This window comes from Coprobacter sp. (genome assembly GCF_982436375.1).
The window spans coordinates 1-21399 of sequence record NZ_CEWDCG010000026.1 but is presented as its reverse complement, the minus strand read 5'-3'; the positions used below and the strand labels follow the sequence as shown (position 1 = coordinate 21399).

Sequence of the window (21399 nt, the reverse complement as noted above, 5' to 3'; positions counted from 1 at the left end):
CTCGTTGGGCTCATAACCCAAAGGTCGTCAGTTCGAGTCTGGCTCCCGCAACTAAACAAAATAGGTCGATTCTATCATAGAATTGACCTATTTTGTTTTATAATGGTTAGCATTTAACTTACTCCTTTTTCCCTTTAGAGTTAGAGGCAGATATGAACTGGACTGTCGGCTTTAGTTTTCTTTTGACGTTTATCCATAAGTGAGGATGTGTTTGTCTCAGGGCTATTATCGCACATCCTAAAGAACATGAAGAACACAAAAGAAATATTAGTCCTGTGGTCGGGAGAATATCTCCTATGCTGACAAGAGGGGACACGATACCGCCGAACGCAAACCCTGTAGCTCCAAATAGTGCAGAGGCTGTCCCTGAATTTTGTCGCTCACTGTCCATTGCCAAAGTCGTAGAAGCTGTAAAGGTAAGTCCCATAGTAAAGAGTAAGAAGAATAACAGCGTTTCATAAATAATGAAAGAACAATTATTGCTAAGAGCGATAAATTCGATTACCGAGAAAATGACCATTCCTATACAACCAAAGAAAATGGCATGTTCGGGACTTTTAAATTTTATAGATAATGCTGCTGCTATTCCGATGGATAATGCGTTTATTCCAAAAAACAGACTGAATGTAAAGGCTGAGAAACCGTAGTGTTGTTGCATGATAAAAGGAGATGAAGATATGTTGGCGAATAATACCCCCATGGCGAATCCCATTTGGAGCACATAGAAAACATAACGACGATTATGTAGTATTTTCCCGAATCCCCATAATAATCCTTTGATATTCTCCTGTTTTCTGTTCGATTTAGGTAGAGATTCTTTAAAACGAAAATTTCCTATCAGAAGAATAATACCGATGATCAACAGTATTATAAAAATACCTTTCCAGCCGATAGAATCAGTTAGAAATCCGCCTAATACCGGAGAAGCAACCGGAGCTATACCGTTAATAGCTCCGATGATAGCCATGGCTTTTGCCAGATCTTGTCCCGAAAATTTATCGGTAGCTACTGACCGGGAAATGACAATACCTCCTGATCCTGCTATACCTTGCAATAAGCGGAAAGCAATGAAGCTTTCTATGTTCGGTGAGAAAATACAGAATACGGTTGAAACGATAAAAAGTAACATGGAAATAAGCAATAGCGGTCGTCGTCCGTATTTATCGCTTAACGGGCCGAAAAAAATCTGCCCGATCGCTAACCCGATCATACTTGATGTGAGTCCGAGTTGTACCATTGACGAATTTGTATCGAAATATCCTGTCATAGTCGGAAGGCTCGGTAAATACATATCGGTTACCAAAGGACCGAAGGCTGTAAGAGCTCCTAACAAAATCAATAAAAATGCTTTAGAATTATTCTCTTTCATATATTATCTCCTATTAATTAAAAACCATTGCAAAATTACCAAGAATGTTTTGTCTGTGAGGAGAATATGTTACTTGTGTTAACCTTTTTTTGTCAGAAATAACAAGATGTGGCTTTAACTTGTTTTTCTGTACAAAAGGTTATTAGAGGGGGATAAAAGCCGGAAGAATCGATCTTTCGGCTTGAAGATATTGAGATCTCAGAACCGGTCTATTTCTTGCAGGGTATATTTATTTTGTACGAACACCTTTTACGGATACAAGTTATTCGATATCGTTTGATATGAATGCGGATGGCTATATTATGATCAATCTGAAAATAGTTGAATGCAGTTTGGTGGATAGTAAAATTTACGATGCATTTAGCTTCTTCCTGTTTTTCCATGGCAGATCATTTCATGATTTTATTTGTTTGATTAATTCATGAATTTTATTGATAATTGCAGGAATTGCATCTTCGACTTTCGGAGATAATTGCATTCCTATTTCTCTGACTTCTTGAACCGATATTGCTAATAAATCGATTTCGGGAATTTGCTCTTGTAAAATCATGGCATCGATCATTTCTTTCAGGCCTATTTCATGAGCGCTTAGCAAAAGAGGATAGTCATGAGAATATTTAGGCTTTAAGTGGCGGATAGTACCTGCCGGACGGCTATCGAGAGTCGCATCTATTAATATCAGGTGTTTATACTGTTGTAAAGTACCGATTAAGAAGATACCGCCTGTGCCTCCGTCCAACAAATCGACCCCCAGCGGTAATTCTTCTTTTTCTAATCGGTTTATAACATGAATACCTATACCTTCATCTTTTAAAACCAGATTTCCTACGCCCAGAATAAGTATATCTTTCATTTTTCGGATTTTGTTAGAATCTGTTTATATTATTTGAGATGTAGCAAGTATGATTTTCAGTCATTTGAAAATCTTCATATTGCAACAGAGAAAGATCGTATTAAAAAAATATTCCCATAAAAATTTGGGCTCTTAAACAGTTTCTTGTTTTTTATCTAAGAGCCTGTCTGGATTTTTCTTTTATTTCGATTTCCTTCTTCAATAATTTTTCTTTCTCTTTTTTTAAGAACGATCTTGTATTTTGTTCTTTGTTCGTCTTCATATTCTTTCACGAGACGTTCGTCTATAAATTTCCAGCCGCCGATGATCGATGATGCAATGCCGTTCCGTTCTATATAATCGTGGTAAAATACCAGATAAATATGAACAATGGCGAATAGGATAAACGCCCACATGAGAATATGATGTATGTCCCTTACCGGATAAAATCCTCCCATAATGATTAACAGTTTGCCGAAAAACGGAGCTAAAATACTGTCGGAGTCTACATAGAACATTGCCAGTCCGGTAACAGACTGTACGATCATTATGAGAAATAGTCCGAAATAAGTAAACGCGGCGAGGCTGTTGTGCCCGATATCGTAAACCGGTTTGGGAGATAGTAACAGAACATCCACTTTGGTCGTTTCGAAGATTCCTCTCCATTGTTTTTTAGTCAAAGGTATGTAATTAGGCCACCTGGAAAATGTATTTCCGGCGAAGAACCAGTAAATGCGTACCAAAAAGTTGATTATAAAAATAAATGCGGCTATGAAATGTGTCAGCCGTACCCATCCGAACCAGTAATTAAATTCTGGTGCTGTCCCGTGCATTATCGCTGGAGGATCTCCTATAATGTAGCCGGTAATACATAATATTGTAATGGCGAATGCGTTTACCCAATGAAAAATTCTGACGGGTAACTGCCATACATATACTTCTCTTAGATGAGCTTTTTTACTGATCATGACTATTTGGTTTATTATAGAGTGTCGAACTGGTGTATATGTTTTCCTTCTTCGTCATATAGATGTACGGCACAAGCCATACACGGGTCAAAAGAATGAATGGTACGTATGATTTCCAATGGAGCTGAAGTATCATGTACGGGAGTTCCCAATAATGATTCTTCAAAAGAGGAGCGTTGTCCCTTTGTATCTCTTGGAGAGGCGTTCCATGTTGTCGGGACTACCATCTGATAGTTTTTTATTTGTTTATTTTCTATATTGACATAATGTGCTAACGATCCGCGAGGGGCTTCTGCCAGTCCGATTCCTTGAGCTTTTTGAGGCCAAGTAGAAGGTTCCCAATATATATTGTTGAACATTCGATAATCTCCCGATTTTATATTTTGCAACAATTGAATATAGAAATCCTGCATCCAGTCAGCCAATAGATTCGATTCCATAGCACGGGCCAGAGTCCGTCCGATAGTTGAATACATAGCTTCAAAGGGAACATTTAGTTGCTTTAAACAGCGATCTGTCAAATCTTTATAATCGTCTCGACCGGAAGCATAACCGACAATCATTCGAGCCAAAGGTCCGGTTTCCATAGGTCGGTTCTTATAACGTGGAGTCTTTATCCAACTATAAGGTTGAGAATTGTCCAGATATTGGTAGGGTGGGGTAGGACCGGTATAATCCAAATTCGTTTCTCCGATAGAAGGGTGCAGCCCGACTTCTTTACCTTCACTGTAACTGTACCATGAATTATTTACATATTCCTGAAGCCCATCCATTGCATAAGGATCGAAATCTTCGATATGGTGTAGATCTCGGTTTATGATGATTCCTCTCGGACTTTTGTAAGTACTTAGTTCCCCATAATTTCCCGTGGGATAGTCCCCGTATGAAATGTAATTTCGCAATCCACCTCCTATTTTTGTCCATTCGGGATAGTAGGATGCAATAGCAAGTACATCGGGCAAGTAAACTTGTCGGACGAAATTTTGAGTTGTTTGAATAATTTCGGCTACATAACTGAGGCGTTCCAGATTAATGGCATTGGGATCGTTGATATTGACCGCACACGCCATTCCCCCGACTAAATAATTGGGATGAGGATTTTTACCTCCGAAAATAGTTTGTACTTTTACTATGTCTTTTTGTACTTCCAGAGCTTCCAGATAGTGGGCTACACCCAACAGATTAACCTCCGGAGGCAATTTGTACGCCGGATGTCCCCAGTATCCGTTTGCAAAGATTCCGAGTTTGCTGGATTCAACAAATTTTTTGATTTTCTTCTGTATGTCCGTAAAATAACCTATCGAACTTTTCGGCCATGCCGAGATGCTTTGAGCAATAGCAGATGTTTTTTTGGGATCTGCTTTGAGCGCTGAAACTACATCTACCCAGTCCAAAGCCTGTAATTGATAGAAATGAACTACATGATCTTGTTCTGTAAGTGCTATTTGCATGAGACTTCGTACACGTTCCGCATTCGGCGGAATAATGATTCCCAGCGCATTCTCTACAGCCCTGACCGAAGCCAGAGAATGTATAGACGTACATACTCCGCATACACGTCCTACATAAGCCCAGACTTCTCTCGGATCACGGTTTTGTGCAATAATTTCAATGCCGCGTACCATTGTACCGGTGGAAAAGGCATCTTTGATGATACCGTTCTCAATATCTGCTTCTATCCTTAAATGACCCTCGATTCTGGTAATCGGATCAACAACAACTCGTGTACTCATAGCTATGTCTTACTACAGTTTATCTGTTTCTTCTGTTTTTATTTTTTGTTCTATTTTCTCTTTTTCATTTTTCAGATGCGATTCTGTCTTGTCGAAATCCTCTTCATTTATACTCAGATCATCCATTTGATTTTTGATCAACTTGTGTTTTTGTATATTGGTAACTACTGCATGTGCCAGAACTCCGCCTAAAGCTACGGCACTTAATCCAGCTCCTATCTTGTCGGCTGTTGCTTCTATTCCTATACCGTGAACATAAGGTATGTGACTATATAATGGGCCGTAATCCCAGAAATTAGGTTCGGCACAACCGATGCAACCGTGTCCCGACTGGATCGGGTAACTGATGCTGTTGTTCCATTTGATTACAGCACAAGAGTTGAATGTATTGGGTCCTTTGCAGCCCATATAGTAGAGACAATAACCTTTTTTGGCGTTTTCATCATCGAACGATTGAACGAATAATCCTGCATCATAGGCTGGTCGGCGGTAACAAGTGTCATGTATTCGTCGTCCGTAAAATACAGACGGACGTCCCATATTATCCAACTCGGGAAGTTTGTCGAATGTCAAGATATAAGTAATGACGCCTGCCATAACATCTGCAATAGGCGGACATCCCTGGACATTGATAATGGGCTTTCCCGAATATATTTTATGAACAGGTTCTGTTTTAGTCGGATTGGGATAGGCGTGTTGAATACACCCTGAAGATGCACAATTTCCCCATGCTATAATAGCCTCAGCTCCTGCAGCGCCTTCATCGAATATCGATTTGGCATCACGTCCTGCTATGGTACAATATCCGGGACTTCCTAAAGGAATTGAACCTTCTACGATCATGATATAATGTCCGTAATTATCTTTCATGGCCTGGTGACGAACTTCTTCGGCCTGTTCTCCGGCTGCAGCCATTAAGGTGTCGGAATAATCGAGAGAAATCATTTCTAATAGAATTTGGCCTACCAGAGGATGGGATGAACGCAAGAATGATTCGCTACAACAGGTACATTCTTGGAAGTGATACCACAAAACGGGTTTTCTCGGTTTGCTTTGCAGGGCATCTACGACTTGTGCTACTCCTGAACTTTGTAGTCCGAGCATAGCACCCATCATTCCGCAGAATTTGAGAAAGTCCCGGCGCGAATATCCTTTATCCATGAGTTCCTGATAAAAATTTTTTGCTTCCATATCCATATACTTATTTAATCTTCAACATATTCTGGGTAACTGCTCCCCCGATAGTCTGCCGATGATCCGTGAAGATCCGAGAGTCGTATTTAAATATACTTCTCCGGGTGTACCTTTTACTACCTCACCTATAATTTCAGCTTTACTTCCGTTCGGATCGTTTTTTATGATTTGTAGAGCGCTTTCGGCCTCTTCCGGGGGGAGAATAACCAGCAATACGCCTTCGTTAGCAACATAAAGCGGATCTAATCCGAGTAATTCACATGCAGATAGTACAGGCTCTTCGATGGGAATCTTTGATTCGTTGAGAGCTATACTGACTTGTGCCGTATCGGCAATTTCGTTTAGTGTAGAGGCGATTCCCCCTCGTGTCGCATCTCGTAACATGTGGATGTTGGGAATACCTGAGAGCAGATTCATTACCATGCTACGCAGTGCGACAGTATCACTTTTTATTTTAGATTCGAATCCGAGATTTTCACGAGTTGATAAAATGCAGACACCGTGCTCTCCGATAGGACCTGTGACTATGACAATATCTCCTTCGGTCACATTTTTAGGAGATATTCGGAGATTTTTCTGTATAGATCCGATACCGCTCGTGTTGATGAAAACTCCGTCACATTTACCTTTTTCTACCACTTTGGTATCTCCTGTGACAATCGTGATTCCGGCTTTTTCTGCTGCCTTGGCCATTGTCTTTACAATTTTTTTCAGATCTTCCAAAGGAAGACCTTCTTCCAGTATAAAACCCGCAGACAAATAAAGCGGAGTTGCACCACAGCATAAAAGGTCGTTTACTGTCCCGTTTACAGCAAGGTCACCAATGTTTCCTCCGGGAAAGAATAATGGAGAAACAACAAAAGAATCGGTCGTAAAAGCAATATGCTGAGACATTAGCGGTAATACTGTTCCATCATGTTGTTGTTGAAGAAACGGATTGCTGAATGCCGGATAAAATATTTCGTCGATCAGGGACTGAGTGAGTGTACCGCCACTTCCGTGACCGAGCAATACTCGATCATATCGTTGTTTAGGGATGGGACATTGTGCCGATTTCATTATTTTTTTGATTAAATGTTATAACGATAATAGGCTGCGCATGCACCTTCTGAGGAGACCATAGGAGCACCGAGCGGATGTTCGGGAGTACAGTAAATGCCGAACTGCTTACATTGCATAGGTGTTATTTTACCTTTCATAATATCTCCGGCCTGACATGATGACGCCTCTTTTTTATTATCGGTTTTTATATTAAAACGTTTTAAGGCATCGTATTGTTCATATTTGCTGCGTATTTGATAACCGCTTTTTTCGATCTCTCCTATACCTCTCCATTTTCGGTTACAAATCTCGAAAACTTCATCGATTTCTTGTCGTGCTTTAGGATTTCCATCATAGGCTACTATTCGTCTATACGCGTTTTTTACGGTATATTCTCGGTTTTCTAATAGATCAATGCAGGTGTATATTCCTAATAGTAAGTCGAGGGGTTCGAATCCGGTAACAGCGATAGATAGTTTCAAATGTTTTGCCAGTTTTTCATATTCGGATGTTCCGGTAATGGCGCATACATGACCGGCGGCAAGAATACCGTTTAGAGTACATTCTTTGTCTTGGGCGATAGTTGTTATGGCTTGAGGTACAGTAAATAGGGATGTCAATACCGAAAAATTCCTGATTTTTTTTCTATAAGCTTCGAGAATAGTAAGAGCATGTATCGGAGCTGTTGTTTCGAATCCTATTCCGAAAAAGACAATTTCATGTCCCGGATTTTCCGAAGCTATGCGTAACGCATCTAAAGGAGAATATACGATCCGTATATCCGCTCCTCGAGATTTGATTTCGAGTAAGTCGTGCCGAGAGCCCGGAACTCTGAGCATATCCCCGAATGAAGTAAAGATAACATTATTTTTTAATGCCAGTTGTATTGCAGTGTCGATAATGGAAACCGGAGTGACGCAAACAGGACATCCCGGGCCGTGTATCAGTTTTATTTCTTTAGGCAGTAGCGGTTCTATGCGATAGCGGGCAAGAGCATGAGTTTGCCCTCCGCATATTTCCATAATATGCCATGAGTGACGGGTTATCTTATGTATGGCCTCTAATAATATTTTTGCTTTTTGGGGATTTCTGAATTCATTGAACATGGTCTTTCGGATTTATAGATTCATTATGACAGGCTATGATCTCGAAATCTTTTAAAGTTTCTTCCGCCTCTTTAATATCGATTGTTGTCAGTGCGACTCCTGCATGAGCAAGAATATATTCTCCTGGAGTAGCTTCTACCCATTCGATACAAATATTTTTGAGTATTCCTCCGAAATCTACGACAGCGGTTTTCAATCCTCCGTCTTCAGGGACTTCTACAGAGATTATTTTACCGGGAATTGCTAAACACATATATTTTGAAGTTTTAGAGACTGTTTAAATTTTACTCGGGTTAGTTTTGAGAATTTCCTTATGAACAAATTTTAATATGTTTTTGTTTATTCACAATCAAATATTAAAGAATGATTAGTCAGTATAATATACACATTAAAGGCTTGGTTCAGGGAGTAGGATTTCGTCCTTTTGTGTACCGTCTTGCCACTGATATGCACTTGCACGGTTATGTCGATAATCGTAACGATGGAGTGTTCGTAATGATACAAGCGACACCTTCTCAAAAAGATGATTTTGTCAAGGGGTTAACGACTCATAAGCCGGATGTGGCAGAGATCGAGACTGTTACAGTTCTTGAAAAACCCGTATCAAAGCCTTTACCCGATTTTTTTATTGCTCCCAGTCGGGAGGTTGATAATCATATTACTCGTATAAGCCCGGATATTGCCGTGTGTGATGAGTGTTTGCAAGATTTAATTTCACAGCCGCATCGTATTCGGTATCCGTTTATCAATTGTACCCATTGTGGACCGCGCTTTTCAATAATAAATGCGCTTCCTTATGATCGACCGGGAACTACAATGTCGGTATTCCGGATGTGTCCGGAATGCGAAGCTGAATATACCGATGTTCGGGATCGCCGTTTTCATGCACAGCCTATTGCTTGTAACCATTGCGGGCCACATTATCATTTGTTTATGAAGAATGGTTATGAAACTGTTGATTATGAAGAGATACTCTCTCGTATGGCGGCGGTTTTGCGACAAGGCGGAGTTGTTGCGTTGAAGGGTCTTGGAGGTTTCAATTTAATTTGCAATGCAGAAAATGAAAAAGCTATTTGTCGTTTACGGGAAATTAAAAAAAGATATAAAAAGCCGTTTGCAGTAATGTTTCCGGATGTTCCGACTTTAAGTCATTATCTGAATATTTTGCCTTTGGAAAAAGAGATCGTTTCTTCTTGGCGTCGTCCGATTGTTTTACTGGAAGAAAAACAAAAAATCGGTACAGGAATTAATGACGGATATAAAACTGTAGGTGCTATGTTGCCCTATTTGCCTGTACATTATCATTTATTTGCTTCGTCCGAATTGAAAGCATTGGTGATGACAAGCGGTAATCGAGGGGATAATCCTATACTGACAGATAATGATGCAGCTTTATCCGATTTACTTAGAGAAGTAGATTTATTTGTAGAACACAATAGAGATATATCCAATCGGGTAGATGATTCTATTGTTCAAGTAGTAGGGGAACAGCCTCGAATAATTCGGCGTTCAAGAGGTTTTACTCCAGAACCGTTATCTTTAAAGTTTGATACTGAGGGTATTTTGGCTTTGGGGGCAGAGCGAGTATCTATGTTTGCTTTAGGAAAAGATAAGGAGATTATTTTGAGCCAATATATAGGAGATTTAAAGAATCGGGAAACGTATCTTTTTTATCGGGAGGCTTTGGATAAATTCTGTCTTTTATTTCGATTCACTCCTCGATATTTGGTTTGTGATGCACATCCCGATTACTTCTCTACACAGTTGGCGTTGCAATTGGCACAACGTTTTCAGATTCCGCTGTTACGCGTGCAGCATCATCATGCTCATGCTGCGGCAGTAATGGCAGAATACGGTTTGACTGAGGATGTTATAGCTGTTTGTTTGGATGGGACAGGGTATGGAGATGATGGTTGCATCTGGGGTGGGGAGATCTTTCGTTGTAATCAGTCGGAATATAGAAGAATCGCTCATTTGCCTTATGTACCGTTACCCGGAGGAGATGCGGCAGCGAAATCACCGTGGAGAATGGCTGTTTCTTATTTGAAAAGCATATATGGTAGTAAGGCCGATTATCCGGAGACGTTCATCGAACGATTGGGCGAATCTCATATACGGCAGATTGAGATGCTTATAGAAAAAGGTGTCAATACTCCTCTGACATCGAGTACCGGACGTTTGTTTGATGCCGTAGCTTCGCTTTTGGGAATTTGTGATGAAAATACTTATCAAGCTGAAGCTGCAGCACTGTTGGAACAAATAGCTGAGAATGGTATATCCCGTTGTTATCCGATAAATTCTGATAATCCGCTTGATCTTCGGTCTCTTTTTGATGGAATTTTGAAGGATTACAGATTATCTGTACCTGTTTCGGAGATAGCATCGGTATTCCATAATACTTTATCTGCCATGTTATTAAATATTATTATTCAAAAAGTAAAAACTGAGAGATTGACGACTGTCGTACTTTCCGGCGGTGTTTTTCAGAACAAAAGGCTTACGAATTTGTTAATAAAACAGTTGGCGAACAGAAAGATATCCTACTATTTGTCATCGAGAATACCTTGTAATGATGGAGCAATTGCTGTTGGACAGCTCTATATTGCTGCTTTAAAAAAAAGAGGATAAAATTATGCATGAATTATCTATCGCTTTGAGCATTATTAATTTAGCGATAAAAGAGGCTGAAAAAAGCAATGCAACTCGAGTGAGTGAGCTAGAGTTGGAAATAGGAGAAATGGCCGGTGTCAATATCGAAGCTTTAGAATTTTCTATGAGTATCGCTATGCAGAATACTATATTGGAAGGAGCTAAAGTTCGTATTGTCGAAATAAGATCATTGGCAGTTTGTCGAGATTGTAAGACACGTTTCTCTCCTGTGTCTATGTTTGATCCGTGTCCTCGTTGCTATTCTCATGAGATAGAATTTTTGCGAGGACGGGAACTTAGACTTAAATCTCTGTTGATAGAGTAAATTGTAAACTAATAACATATATTATGTGTGAGACTTGTGGTTGTGATCATCTTATAGACGGGATAACTCATGAAGAAATGCATGCTTTGGGTATAGCTCATGAACATGGACGACATCATTCTGAAAATCGTAATAGTAGAGAACATCTGGTTGAACAGAATATTCTTTCGGAAAATAATTTGATAGCTGCTCGGAATAGAGGATATTTTGAGGCTAAATCGGTATTTGTACTTAACATGGTCAGTTCTCCGGGTTCGGGAAAGACAACCTTATTGGAGAAGACTCTTTTTAATCTGAAATCGAGATTACCGATTGCTGTAATTGAAGGAGACCAGCAGACCGATAATGATGCAGATCGAATACGTGCCTTAGAAGTACCTTGTACACAGATCAATACCCAGAACGGATGTCATCTTGATGCAGCTATGATTCATCATGCGGTGAAAAAAATGAACTTGCAAGGTAACTCTTTACTGTTTATTGAGAATGTCGGTAATTTAGTCTGTCCTGCACTTTTTGATTTAGGCGAGAATAAACGAGTCGTATTGATAAGTGTTACCGAAGGAGATGATAAACCGTTAAAGTACCCCTATATGTTCGACAGTGCAGATATTTGCGTTATCAATAAAATCGATCTTTTACCTTATGTCGACAGTAAGATAGAGCGTATTCGAGATAATGCATTAAAAATAAATTCGAATCTTATATTTTTTGAACTGTCTGCAACTATCGGAACGGGTATTGATCGATGGTGTGATTTTTTATGTGATCAAGTAAAAAAAATAAACGGATGAAGGTTAAAGCCGGTTTCTTTGATCAGTTGAGTGAACGGTGGGATGCTATCTGTTGTCACGACAAAATGAAACTCCGTTATTTGTTAAGCCGTGTTTCTATACAATCAGGAGATTCTGTCTTGGATGTGGGGACTGGAACTGGTGTTTTGATTCCTTATATCCGGGAGTTGAATCATGAGGGAGATATTCGGGCAATTGATATGTCTCCGGGAATGATAGCGGTAGCTTCACGTAAATATGGAGATGATTCTCATCTTTCTTTTCAGGTTGCAGATGCAGAATCAGATGATATTCCGGGACGCTATCATCAAATATTGCTTTATTCTGTATTTCCTCATTTAGAATTTAGAGAAGAGACTGTTTCTCGATTGGTTTCTCATAATTTAAAACCGGATGGAGTATTGCTTATTGCTCATTCTCAGAGCCGACAAGAGTTGAATCGGATGCACCGGATGCGGGATGATCGGGTTTCGGAGGATATGTTGACTGACGTACAGACCCAAAAACGAAAATTAGAACAAGTCGGTTTGCGTGTTTTGGAAGCTGTCGAGAATAGTGATTTTTATTATCTGGTTATTACCTCGAAGGTAAAAACCGGATAGAGACTTATAAAATAGGGAATAATCAGAATTAGTTATTCCCTATTTTATTGTTATTCTATAATTATCTGGCAGTTCTCCAAACTTTTTATACGAGCGAGCGATTCTACGTGAATACCCATTTCTCTCAATTGATCTCCTCCGTGTTGAAATGTTTTTTCGATAATAAATCCCATTCCTACCAATGTCGCACCTGATTGACGGATCAGGTCGATTAATCCGAAAGCTGCATTTCCGTATGCGAGGAAATCGTCGATGCATAATATTCGGTCTCCAGGTTTTAAATATTCTGCACTTATGCTTACCGGATATTCCCGGTCTTTTGTGAAAGAATGTACTATTGTGCTTAAGGCATGACGCATAGTTTTCGGTTCTTTTTTCTTTGCAAAAACAACGGGCAATTGCATTGTGTAACCGGTCATGATTGCAGGTGCTATACCGCTGGCCTCGATAGTCAGTATCTTGCTGATTCGGTCGTTTGCAAATCGTCGGGCAAACTCTTCGGCAATAAGTTTCATTAGCATAGGATCCATTTGATGATTGATAAAACTATCGACTTTGAGGATACCCCCTTCGTAACAAGCCCCGTCCTCTAATATTCGTTTCTTTAATATTTCCATTAGTTGTTGTTTTTTCTTGACATAACAGCGGCTATCGACAGAATAATTCCTAAAGCGACGCCTAAAAGTGCTGCAAATAAAACTTGATATTGCCCGGGTAATAAAAATGTTATGGTATGAGCCGGAATCCAAAAAAACGGAATCGTTTTCTTAAACACGAATCCCCATTGAACATTCCAGTTTAGAGACGAAAGAATTTTTCCCATGGGAAGAGGTTTTATCAATGCTGTTAATTTACCTCCGTATTGTAATATTTGAGTATCGGTTATTTTATGTAGGGTCATAAATACAGGCCCGAATGTCGTATTCATCATGACGCTGATAAAAAACGCACCGAATACTTTTTCCATTGACAAACTCTGCTTCATAGCATCGGGGACGCCTTCTATTCCGAAACTTTGGAGTAAATAGGGGACTCCTGAAGAAAACGTTTTCATTGCGACAGCAATCCACATTCCCAAAAATCCCCAAATGATGGCTCGAGGAAGAATTCCGAATCCGGGTTCGTTATATATTCCCTTTTTAATTCTTAGTCCGATGACTTCGCCTAATGTTGCGAGAATGGCGAATTTAAAAAATGCCATGATATACGGATGAGATCCATTATATTCCGTATATCCGTTATAAAAAGATTCCGAAATGAAAAAAGGCAAGAAACAGAGTATTATAATCCCTCCGAATAATAGGTCTTTCGTTTTCATTTTATTCCCGATAAGATTATAGCTCGATCAGTTCCTTTTCGGTAATACTATGTAGCCCATATTTCTTTATTGTCTCCAATGCTGCATGCTGGTTGCTTGTGCGTATAATAAGAAATGCATTGGTTTGTTTTGAAAAACAGTACATATATTCGATACTGATCGATTCCTTTGCAAAATATTTCAACTCTTTAGCGAATGTTCCGGCCATAGAATCGCACGTAAGAGCGATTACATCACTTGTATTTGCGCTGACGTTAGCCTCTTTGAGCAGTTTTATGGCATGGGCTGTATCAGAAGTTATCAATCGCAATATCCCGTATTCCGAAGTGTCGGCTACTGTGGCAGCAATAATACGGATATTAGCTTTACCTAAAATGTCGAGAATTTCGTTAAGCCGTCCCGATTTATTTTCGAGAAAAACCGAAAGTTGTTGTATGATCATATCTTTTGTTTTATTTATTTTTTGCGTAAATCTTTTACTCGCACAGCTTTACCATCTGACTGCGGAAGACTTCCTCTATCGACTAATTTTACTTTAGGCGTCAACAGTATTTCGTCTTTCAATCTATGGGTAATTTCTTTTGTAAGCCGTTGTAATTGGCTGTAATCGTCGGTAAATAGCTCTCCGAGCTCGACGTCTATCATAAGTTCGTCATTATTGCCGATTGTTTCGATCGTAATCAGGTAATTTGTCCCGAGTTCTTTAAATTGTAAAAGAATCTTTTCGATTTGCATCGGGAAGATATTCACACCTTTTACGATAAACATGTCGTCACTACGTCCTTTCAGCCGGTCTATTCTTCGGTGAGTTCGTCCGCAGGGACATTCTCCTGGAATAATCCGGGTCAAATCCCGGGTTCTGTATCTCAGTAACGGCATAGCATCCCGGTCGAGAGTCGTGAGTACCAGTTCTCCGATTTCACCGTCAGGTACGGGTTCTAAAGTTTCAGGATCGATGATTTCCATGAGGAAACAGTCTTCCCACAGATGCAGACCGTTTTGATAAGTACATTCGAAAGCTACACCCGGACCGCTCATTTCGGACATTCCGAAACTGTTATATGCTTTCACTCCTAATAATTCTTCTATTCGTTTTCTCTGTTCCTCAGTATGGGGTTCGGCACCGATAATTAATGTTTTTAATTTCGTGTCTTTTCGAGGATCGATACCGCATTCGAACAAGACTTCGGCCAGACGGGTTGCATAGCTGGGTATGGCATGAATGGCTGTCGTTCCGAAATCGGTAATGAATTTTACTTGCCGCAGACTATTTCCCGCTGCTGCAGGAACTGTCAGAGCTCCTAAACGTTCTGCTCCGTATTGAAATCCGAGTCCGCCGGTAAACATACCGTATCCTGATGTATTTTGAAATACATCGGTGTTCCGTATGCCTACCATATACATGCAACGGGCTACTCGGTTAGCCCATTGGTCGAGATCATGTTGTGAATGACATATAACAGTCGGATTACCGGTCGTCCCACTTGAAGAGTGCAATCGTACGACATTTTTCATATCTGTAGCAACCAGTCCGAAAGGATAATATTCCCTTAAATCGGCTTTTGTTGTGAAAGGTAGTTTTCTAATGTCTTCTATGGTCGATATAGAATCGGATGTAATCCCTTTTTCTCTTAAAATTTTAGCATAAAAAGGTGAATGAAGCGCAATGTCGATGCTTCTTTTCAACCTTTCGACCTGTAATTTCTGTAATTCAGAACGTTTGATCGTTTCGATTTCGGGTTGATAGTACATAGTTGGAAATTAACTTAAAAATGTGTGTCGGTTATGTTTATTGGTATAAATACCTTTTGATACTGCGTTTCGGTGTTTTTTCAAACTCTTCATAATGGATGTTGATTTGACTTATCTGGCTGTATGCCGGAAGCTCTTTATTCAGAGCGATTCGATTCTCCTCCATTTGAGTTTCGATATTTTTCTGAGTTATGTTTTCTTTTCCGGCATTTTCGAAATCAGGATAAACCAAAGCGATAAGTTTTCCTTCTTTTTCAATGACAATGGATTCGCTGACAAAGGGCATATTGTTCAATTTCCCTTCGATCTCTTCAGGATATATATTTTGTCCCGACGGTCCTAAAATCATATTTTTGCTTCGGCCTTTGAGATAGATGAAATTATTCTTATCCATAACGGCGAGATCTCCCGTATTCAACCATCCGTCTTTGAAAGCATTTTCTGTAGCTTCATTATTTTTATAATACCCGAGCATAACATTGTCTCCTTTGACATGCAGTTCTCCTACGATATTTTCCGGATCGGATGAGTCGATTCGGGCTTGCATACGATCTACTATTTTACCGCAAGATGTGGCTCTGCTTTGTTCCCAAGGCGCGTATGAAATCAATGGTCCGCATTCTGTCATTCCATATCCTACCGTGAACGGAAAATTGATTTTTTTCAGAAATTGTTCCACTTCTTTATTCAGTGCGGCACCGCCGATAATTAATTCATGCAAATTCCCTCCGAACGTTTCTTCGAGCTTCATTTTAATTTTTGAAAGAAGTTGAGTATCAAGAACGGGGATCATCAACATAAGTTTCATCAAAGGTTTGTCCAGCAACGGGAATACTTTGGTTTTAATGATTTTTTCAATAATTAGAGGTACCGCTACGATTAGTTTTGGTTTTACTTCGGCAAAAGCATCCATAATTATTTTAGGCGAGGGAATGCGGGTCAAAAAATGAATATGGCAACCTTTTGCAAAAGGATGCATCAATTCTACGGCCAGACCGTACATGTGTGCCATCGGAAGCATCGATACTGTCCCGTCACCTTCACGCAAAAAATCGAGATTCTCCAAACAAAATTTCAAGTTCGACCAAATGCTGCGATAAGAGAGCATTACACCTTTTGAAAAACCTGTAGAACCGGAAGTATAATTTATGAGAGCCAACTCGTCAGGTTGGTCTTCATAATATTTTACATCGTCTTTTGTAAATCGATTCGGAAATTTCTTTCCGAAATATTCGTTCAGATGTTCCCGTGCATCTGTCAGGCTTTTCTTTTTAGATATAAGTACGGAAAAATCGTTGATCAAAATGATCGCATTGAGGTTAGGCATTTGCGACTCGTTCAAGTTTTCCCATACTACGTCTCCAACAAACAAAAGTTTAGCGTCAGAATGATTGACAATATGGTGAACGTTATCTGCTTTGAACTCATGAAGTATGGGTACGGCTACTGCACCGTATGCCAATGTGGCGAAAAAAGCGACTGCCCAATGCGACGAGTTTCGTCCACATATTGCGATTTTATCGCCTTTTTGTATTCCTGCGGCTTCAATCAAAATGTGTAGCTTTTCTATTTTGCGGGCAATATCTTTATATTGGTATGAAACACCTTTAAAGTCCGATAAAGCGACCAGTTCCCAGTGTTCACGAATGCTGTTTTCTATATACGCATTAAAACTTTGTTGCATATTTATGGCTTTTAATAATATTCTAATTACAAACTTACGAAAAAAAGTTCGGTTGGAAAACAATTTGCTATTTTCTTCAGATTTATCTTAAAGAAAGGATGTAGAAAAAGCCGTTCGATAAAAAATGCTGTATGAATTCATACAGCATTTTTTATCGAACGGTCGAGATTACAAATCTTTTACATATCGGCACACTCTGCCGTCGGCACTTATTCCTTCGATAACGATATGGTATGATCCGGGATTATCCGAAGTATAAAATTCTATTTCTTGTTTACCGTCTGCTCCGATTGTAACAAAAGGATTCCAATAAATCGTACTTCTGAGATCCGGAGTAGATTCTTGTTTCTCTTCAGGAGTTTCGTATTTAGGGTTATAAAATTGTACATCTTGGGTATATCCTAATGGCTTGATTGTTATTAATCCGGGAGAAGGAGCACCTTTTACTTCCGCACCTTTTTTTAAAGTGATAATGATTGCTCCTCCACTTCCGGCGCTTCCGAAAATAGAAGCATTACTTCCCTTCATGATTTCAAGGGATGCTATATCCGACACAACTATCGATTCGAGTATCGATCCTCCGATCGGTCCGAATGAGTTTTCATTTTGTTCCATCTCGTCTACAGGAGCATCATACATGACATCATCGACAACAACGACAGGGGGACGATTATTTCCCCGTATGCGTATTTGATTTCCGCTTCGTTGCACTCCGGGAATCGTTCCAAGTAAATCGTACACAGAGTTTGCATTAGTGCGTTCTATATCTTCACTATCTATAGAATAATTCATTACGCTCGAATAAATGCTTTTATTTTCATTTTCCTGACTTATTTTATGTCCTTTTACGACGATTTCCTTTAAATTGATAACACGCATGCCGCCTTCATTATAATATTTATCCCGTACGTTTGCTAAATAATCATCCATATATTGAACAGAGTCGTTGGAAAAAGGTATTTTGTGTACTGTTTTCGGAATGGCCGTCGAGTCGATTGTAATGTCAACTGTAGCAAATCCCTTTTTAGTTCGAGCTTGAATGACAAATGTAGTGCTGTCCGGGAATAAAAGATTATCTATCATGAATCTCCCTTCGGGGTTGGTCTCTGTCATTTGCAGTATATTTTGTGTTGGCGCAAGTGCAATAATCGGGGCTTTGTTCTTTTTCCCGAACAGTCCTTTTACCGTACCGCTGATGTACAGTCCCTGCTCTACCGGATATTGAACATTTATATCGGGGAGTTTATTTATGTCTTTTACCTTGAATCTTTTCCATCCGTGAGTGAGCATTACGAAATCTAAATAACGTTCGGTTTTACCGGAATTATCCTTGAAATAAAATCCGGGGGCTTCTATATATCCTTTTAGATCAGAGGTTAAAAGAATATTAGAACATATATTGTCGGCCAGAGAGTCGTTTTTTACAAGATTGTTGTCGGTTATGCTGATTGAATATTCTCCCGGTAAAGGCATCCCGTCGATACTATTCGTTACTGCAATGTTCAGTTTTACTTTTTCTCTTTTTCCATATTCTTTTTTATCCGTAATTATCTCCCATTGATCCGTAGATGGATGTTTGATGAAAACAAGTCGTTCGCTGATAGGTATCCCCTTGCTGTTTAACAGCATGAGGTGAGTAATTCCGTTTTTCAGAGTTTTGTCACTTATTTTTCCTATGCTATTTTGTTCAGTAATACGGGTCAATACTCTTAATTCTCCGCGTGTATGAGCCAATAAATACAGTGTATCGGGCAAAACCGTGTTTTCACTTTTTTGTACTTGATAACGTATGTAACCTTTGTAGTGAACCGCTGCTAATTTTATCCTGTCGTTTTTTACTTCGGGGAGTTCGAATCGTTTCGTAACATTGTCGCTCGATGTGACGATAGCATGAAATTTATCTCCGGCTTGAGGAGAAATACTGACAGCTCCCATTCCTCTGTACTCACTGCCGAATATAGAGATAGTATCACCGGCTTGATTTAGTATTACACCGGTTATTTCCTTAGAGAAACCGTCGCTGCCTAAAGCTTTGAATGCTACGATCTGGTTTGTCGTATTTAATAATTCTCCACCTTCGGGTAAAAAATCGACATGAAAATCTTTTGAAAAATTAGGAATGAAAAACGTTCTGTCATAAGTATATTGCTTATCGTCAAATCGGACATCGATGCGACGTTGTATATCGGGAGTTTTAAATTCCGGCAAAGAGATGTATATATATCCTTCTTCGTTTGTTACCGAAGTTCCTTTTATCGGCTTTTTTAGTTCGTTGTCAAAGACCGTATACTTTATCTTTGTTTTGCTGAATACCCCATTTGTATTGTTAAAAAATTTGATTTTAGCAAGATATCCGTCATCTGTTTTCTGATATTCGATAGAGGAGAGGATGCTCACGTCTATGGCATTTCCTATTTTAATATCCCTGAGATACATGTATTCGGGATCAGCATTTACCATCCAATTACTGTATGCCCTTATGTAATAATCACCGGCAGGCATTTCGGCAGGTAAAACGAAATTGTTCTGAAACCCGTGTTCTTGTCGTTTTACCTTTTTTCGTTGAATGATAGAGTCGTTGCGGTCTATCAGTTCTACCGTAATAAAGTTGCTGCGAGTATTGTCGATATGAGTAATGGCATTGACAAGGTAACCTTTGAACCAAATGCTTTCTCCTGCACCGTAATAAGGCTTATCCAATTGTAGATATAACTTTTCTTGAGGAATGCGGCTGATTATATCGAAATATGAGGTTAATTTGTCTTCTTGAGAAAATGTTTCTGATTTGTCTTTATTTTGGCTATATATACTAGGGCCTAATCCTATTAATAAACATAAAACAACAGATGTTTTAAGTCTGTATAAATATGTGTTCATGGAGTTTTTCTATATAGGGTTATTGGAAATAGGTTTGTTCTGTTGGGGGTTATCTTGTTAGACTTCCGAATGATCGGGAAGTTTAATCGATAATATCTTTTAGGGTAAACTTTGAATTTGTTTTATGTAAGATATGAACTCTTCGTTAGTCATCTTAAAATCGCGTTCTTTATAATGTACATAATCTTCGAAATAGTCACTGGCTATATCGGCGACAATGTCTTTTCCATTCAGATTGTTATCGTTCAACTTTCTCTCTATTTTGTCTTTAAACCATTGTACGGTTTTTATTTTCTCCTCCCATAATTCGGGTTGTTCTTGAGACAAGACATGTTCGTTTTTAATAATCAGATAACATGTGGCATAAAATTTCTCGATACTCTTGAATATAGGTTTGAATGTTTCAAGTATGGGAGATTGTAGATCGTTCAAATAAATTTCAGTCTGTGTCATAAATGTATATGTTATGTTACAAAAATAAGATTAAAGTATAGAATAAAAAATATTTCTATAAATTAAATGGGAACTGTATTAGAAAATCATATAACTTATATAATAGTCGGGGGATAAAAACATAAGAATGCCCAATAAGGAAAATATGGGACAGATCAAAAGATGTGTGTAAATCTTTGTTTCTTTGATTTTTTGATAGATTGTTAGAACCTGTCGTATAAATATGACAGGTTCTATATTGTCGGTAGGTTTATTTTTTCAGTGTGAAAAGAAATTCGAGTCCTCCGTTGATCTGATTTTTTGCCAAAATTTCACCTTTATGAAATAATACAGCATTTTTTACGATTGCCAGTCCGAGACCGGTACCTCCCAATTTGCGGGAACGGCCTTTATCTACTCTGTAAAAACGTTCGAATAGGCGGTTCAGATGTTCTTCCGAAACCCCGATTCCGTTATCTGAGAAAGAAAAATAATAATAGTTGTCATCTTGCAAATAACAGTGGATTGAAATCGTTGTTTCAGTACCGGCATAGGCAATGGCATTATCCGTGAGATTTCTGAAAATAGAATATAGGAGAGAATGATTCCCATTCAGTGTCATATTTTCGGGTAGTGAAATATCCAATTCCATTTTCTTGTTTTCCAATGAAGTAGAAGTATCGGCAATAACCTCTTCGATAATTTTATTTATCGATATAGGTT

At 39.0% G+C, this 21399-nt stretch carries 20 protein-coding genes; 4 read left to right on the top strand and 16 right to left on the bottom strand.

What is annotated here, in order from left to right:
- Positions 1 to 118: 118 nt before the first annotated feature.
- The 8 genes from AC1WHX_RS02900 to AC1WHX_RS02865 all read right to left on the bottom strand — a co-directional run bounded on the left by AC1WHX_RS02900 (position 119) and on the right by AC1WHX_RS02865 (position 8496).
- Positions 119 to 1369 (bottom strand): multidrug effflux MFS transporter, encoded by a 1251-nt coding sequence (locus AC1WHX_RS02900; protein ID WP_009317270.1) that lies wholly within the window; start codon positions 1367 to 1369, stop codon positions 119 to 121.
- 394 nt (positions 1370 to 1763) lie between these two features.
- On the bottom strand, positions 1764 to 2222 hold the full coding sequence (locus AC1WHX_RS02895) for a hydrogenase maturation protease (RefSeq protein ID WP_009317269.1): 459 nt from the start codon (positions 2220 to 2222) through the stop codon (positions 1764 to 1766).
- A gap of 155 nt (positions 2223 to 2377) precedes the next feature.
- The gene (gene cybH, locus AC1WHX_RS02890) at positions 2378 to 3169 is read right to left on the bottom strand and encodes a Ni/Fe-hydrogenase, b-type cytochrome subunit (protein WP_122337092.1); all 792 of its coding nucleotides are present in this window, start codon (positions 3167 to 3169) and stop codon (positions 2378 to 2380) included.
- Positions 3170 to 3183: 14 nt separating this feature from the next.
- Positions 3184 to 4902 (bottom strand): nickel-dependent hydrogenase large subunit, encoded by a 1719-nt coding sequence (locus AC1WHX_RS02885; RefSeq protein WP_022602547.1) that lies wholly within the window; start codon positions 4900 to 4902, stop codon positions 3184 to 3186.
- 12 nt (positions 4903 to 4914) lie between these two features.
- Positions 4915 to 6099, bottom strand: coding sequence for a hydrogenase small subunit (locus tag AC1WHX_RS02880; protein WP_367657563.1), 1185 nt, complete (start codon positions 6097 to 6099; stop codon positions 4915 to 4917).
- A 15-nt stretch (positions 6100 to 6114) separates the two neighbouring features.
- On the bottom strand, positions 6115 to 7155 hold the full coding sequence (gene hypE / locus AC1WHX_RS02875) for a hydrogenase expression/formation protein HypE (protein WP_122337094.1): 1041 nt from the start codon (positions 7153 to 7155) through the stop codon (positions 6115 to 6117).
- Positions 7156 to 7166: 11 nt separating this feature from the next.
- On the bottom strand, positions 7167 to 8243 hold the full coding sequence (hypD, locus tag AC1WHX_RS02870) for a hydrogenase formation protein HypD (protein ID WP_009317264.1): 1077 nt from the start codon (positions 8241 to 8243) through the stop codon (positions 7167 to 7169).
- Positions 8233 to 8496, bottom strand: coding sequence for a HypC/HybG/HupF family hydrogenase formation chaperone (locus AC1WHX_RS02865; RefSeq protein WP_122303930.1), 264 nt, complete (start codon positions 8494 to 8496; stop codon positions 8233 to 8235). Before AC1WHX_RS02865 ends, hypD begins: the two co-directional genes overlap by 11 nt.
- A 110-nt stretch (positions 8497 to 8606) precedes the next feature.
- Here AC1WHX_RS02865 and hypF point away from each other — a divergent pair, with 110 nt between their 5' ends.
- From hypF to AC1WHX_RS02845, 4 genes are read left to right on the top strand one after another with little or no spacing between them, the layout of a single operon-like run.
- Positions 8607 to 10871: a carbamoyltransferase HypF gene (gene hypF, locus AC1WHX_RS02860; protein ID WP_302544949.1), complete on the top strand. Its 2265-nt coding sequence runs from the start codon at positions 8607 to 8609 to the stop codon at positions 10869 to 10871.
- Between the two features lie 4 nt (positions 10872 to 10875).
- Positions 10876 to 11217, top strand: coding sequence for a hydrogenase maturation nickel metallochaperone HypA (gene hypA, locus AC1WHX_RS02855; protein WP_009317261.1), 342 nt, complete (start codon positions 10876 to 10878; stop codon positions 11215 to 11217).
- A 23-nt stretch (positions 11218 to 11240) separates the two neighbouring features.
- Entirely contained in the window at positions 11241 to 12011 is a 771-nt protein-coding gene (gene hypB, locus AC1WHX_RS02850) for a hydrogenase nickel incorporation protein HypB (RefSeq protein WP_009317260.1), read from the top strand.
- Positions 12008 to 12613 (top strand): class I SAM-dependent methyltransferase, encoded by a 606-nt coding sequence (locus AC1WHX_RS02845; RefSeq protein ID WP_009317259.1) that lies wholly within the window; start codon positions 12008 to 12010, stop codon positions 12611 to 12613. Before hypB ends, AC1WHX_RS02845 begins: the two co-directional genes overlap by 4 nt.
- A gap of 50 nt (positions 12614 to 12663) precedes the next feature.
- Here AC1WHX_RS02845 and xpt read toward each other — a convergent pair whose 3' ends face one another.
- From xpt to AC1WHX_RS02805, 8 genes are all read right to left on the bottom strand, one after another.
- A complete protein-coding gene (gene xpt / locus AC1WHX_RS02840) occupies positions 12664 to 13230 on the bottom strand; it encodes a xanthine phosphoribosyltransferase (protein WP_009317258.1) in 567 nt (188 codons plus the stop codon).
- Complete coding sequence (locus AC1WHX_RS02835; protein WP_009317257.1) at positions 13230 to 13931, bottom strand: Mpv17/PMP22 family protein; 702 nt, start codon at positions 13929 to 13931, stop codon at positions 13230 to 13232. Before AC1WHX_RS02835 ends, xpt begins: the two co-directional genes overlap by 1 nt.
- Before the next feature lie 16 nt (positions 13932 to 13947).
- The gene (locus AC1WHX_RS02830) at positions 13948 to 14373 is read right to left on the bottom strand and encodes an amino acid-binding protein (RefSeq protein WP_009317256.1); all 426 of its coding nucleotides are present in this window, start codon (positions 14371 to 14373) and stop codon (positions 13948 to 13950) included.
- A gap of 14 nt (positions 14374 to 14387) precedes the next feature.
- Entirely contained in the window at positions 14388 to 15683 is a 1296-nt protein-coding gene (locus AC1WHX_RS02825) for a phenylacetate--CoA ligase family protein (protein WP_122337095.1), read from the bottom strand.
- A 37-nt stretch (positions 15684 to 15720) separates the two neighbouring features.
- Positions 15721 to 17367, bottom strand: coding sequence for an AMP-binding protein (locus AC1WHX_RS02820; RefSeq protein ID WP_122337096.1), 1647 nt, complete (start codon positions 17365 to 17367; stop codon positions 15721 to 15723).
- A gap of 168 nt (positions 17368 to 17535) precedes the next feature.
- Positions 17536 to 20244: a TonB-dependent receptor plug domain-containing protein gene (locus AC1WHX_RS02815; protein WP_302544950.1), complete on the bottom strand. Its 2709-nt coding sequence runs from the start codon at positions 20242 to 20244 to the stop codon at positions 17536 to 17538.
- Positions 20245 to 20343: 99 nt separating this feature from the next.
- Entirely contained in the window at positions 20344 to 20697 is a 354-nt protein-coding gene (locus AC1WHX_RS02810; RefSeq protein ID WP_009317252.1) for a hypothetical protein, read from the bottom strand.
- A 250-nt stretch (positions 20698 to 20947) separates the two neighbouring features.
- A partial coding sequence (locus AC1WHX_RS02805) for a sensor histidine kinase (RefSeq protein WP_481228844.1) occupies positions 20948 to 21399 on the bottom strand: 452 nt, incomplete at its 5' end.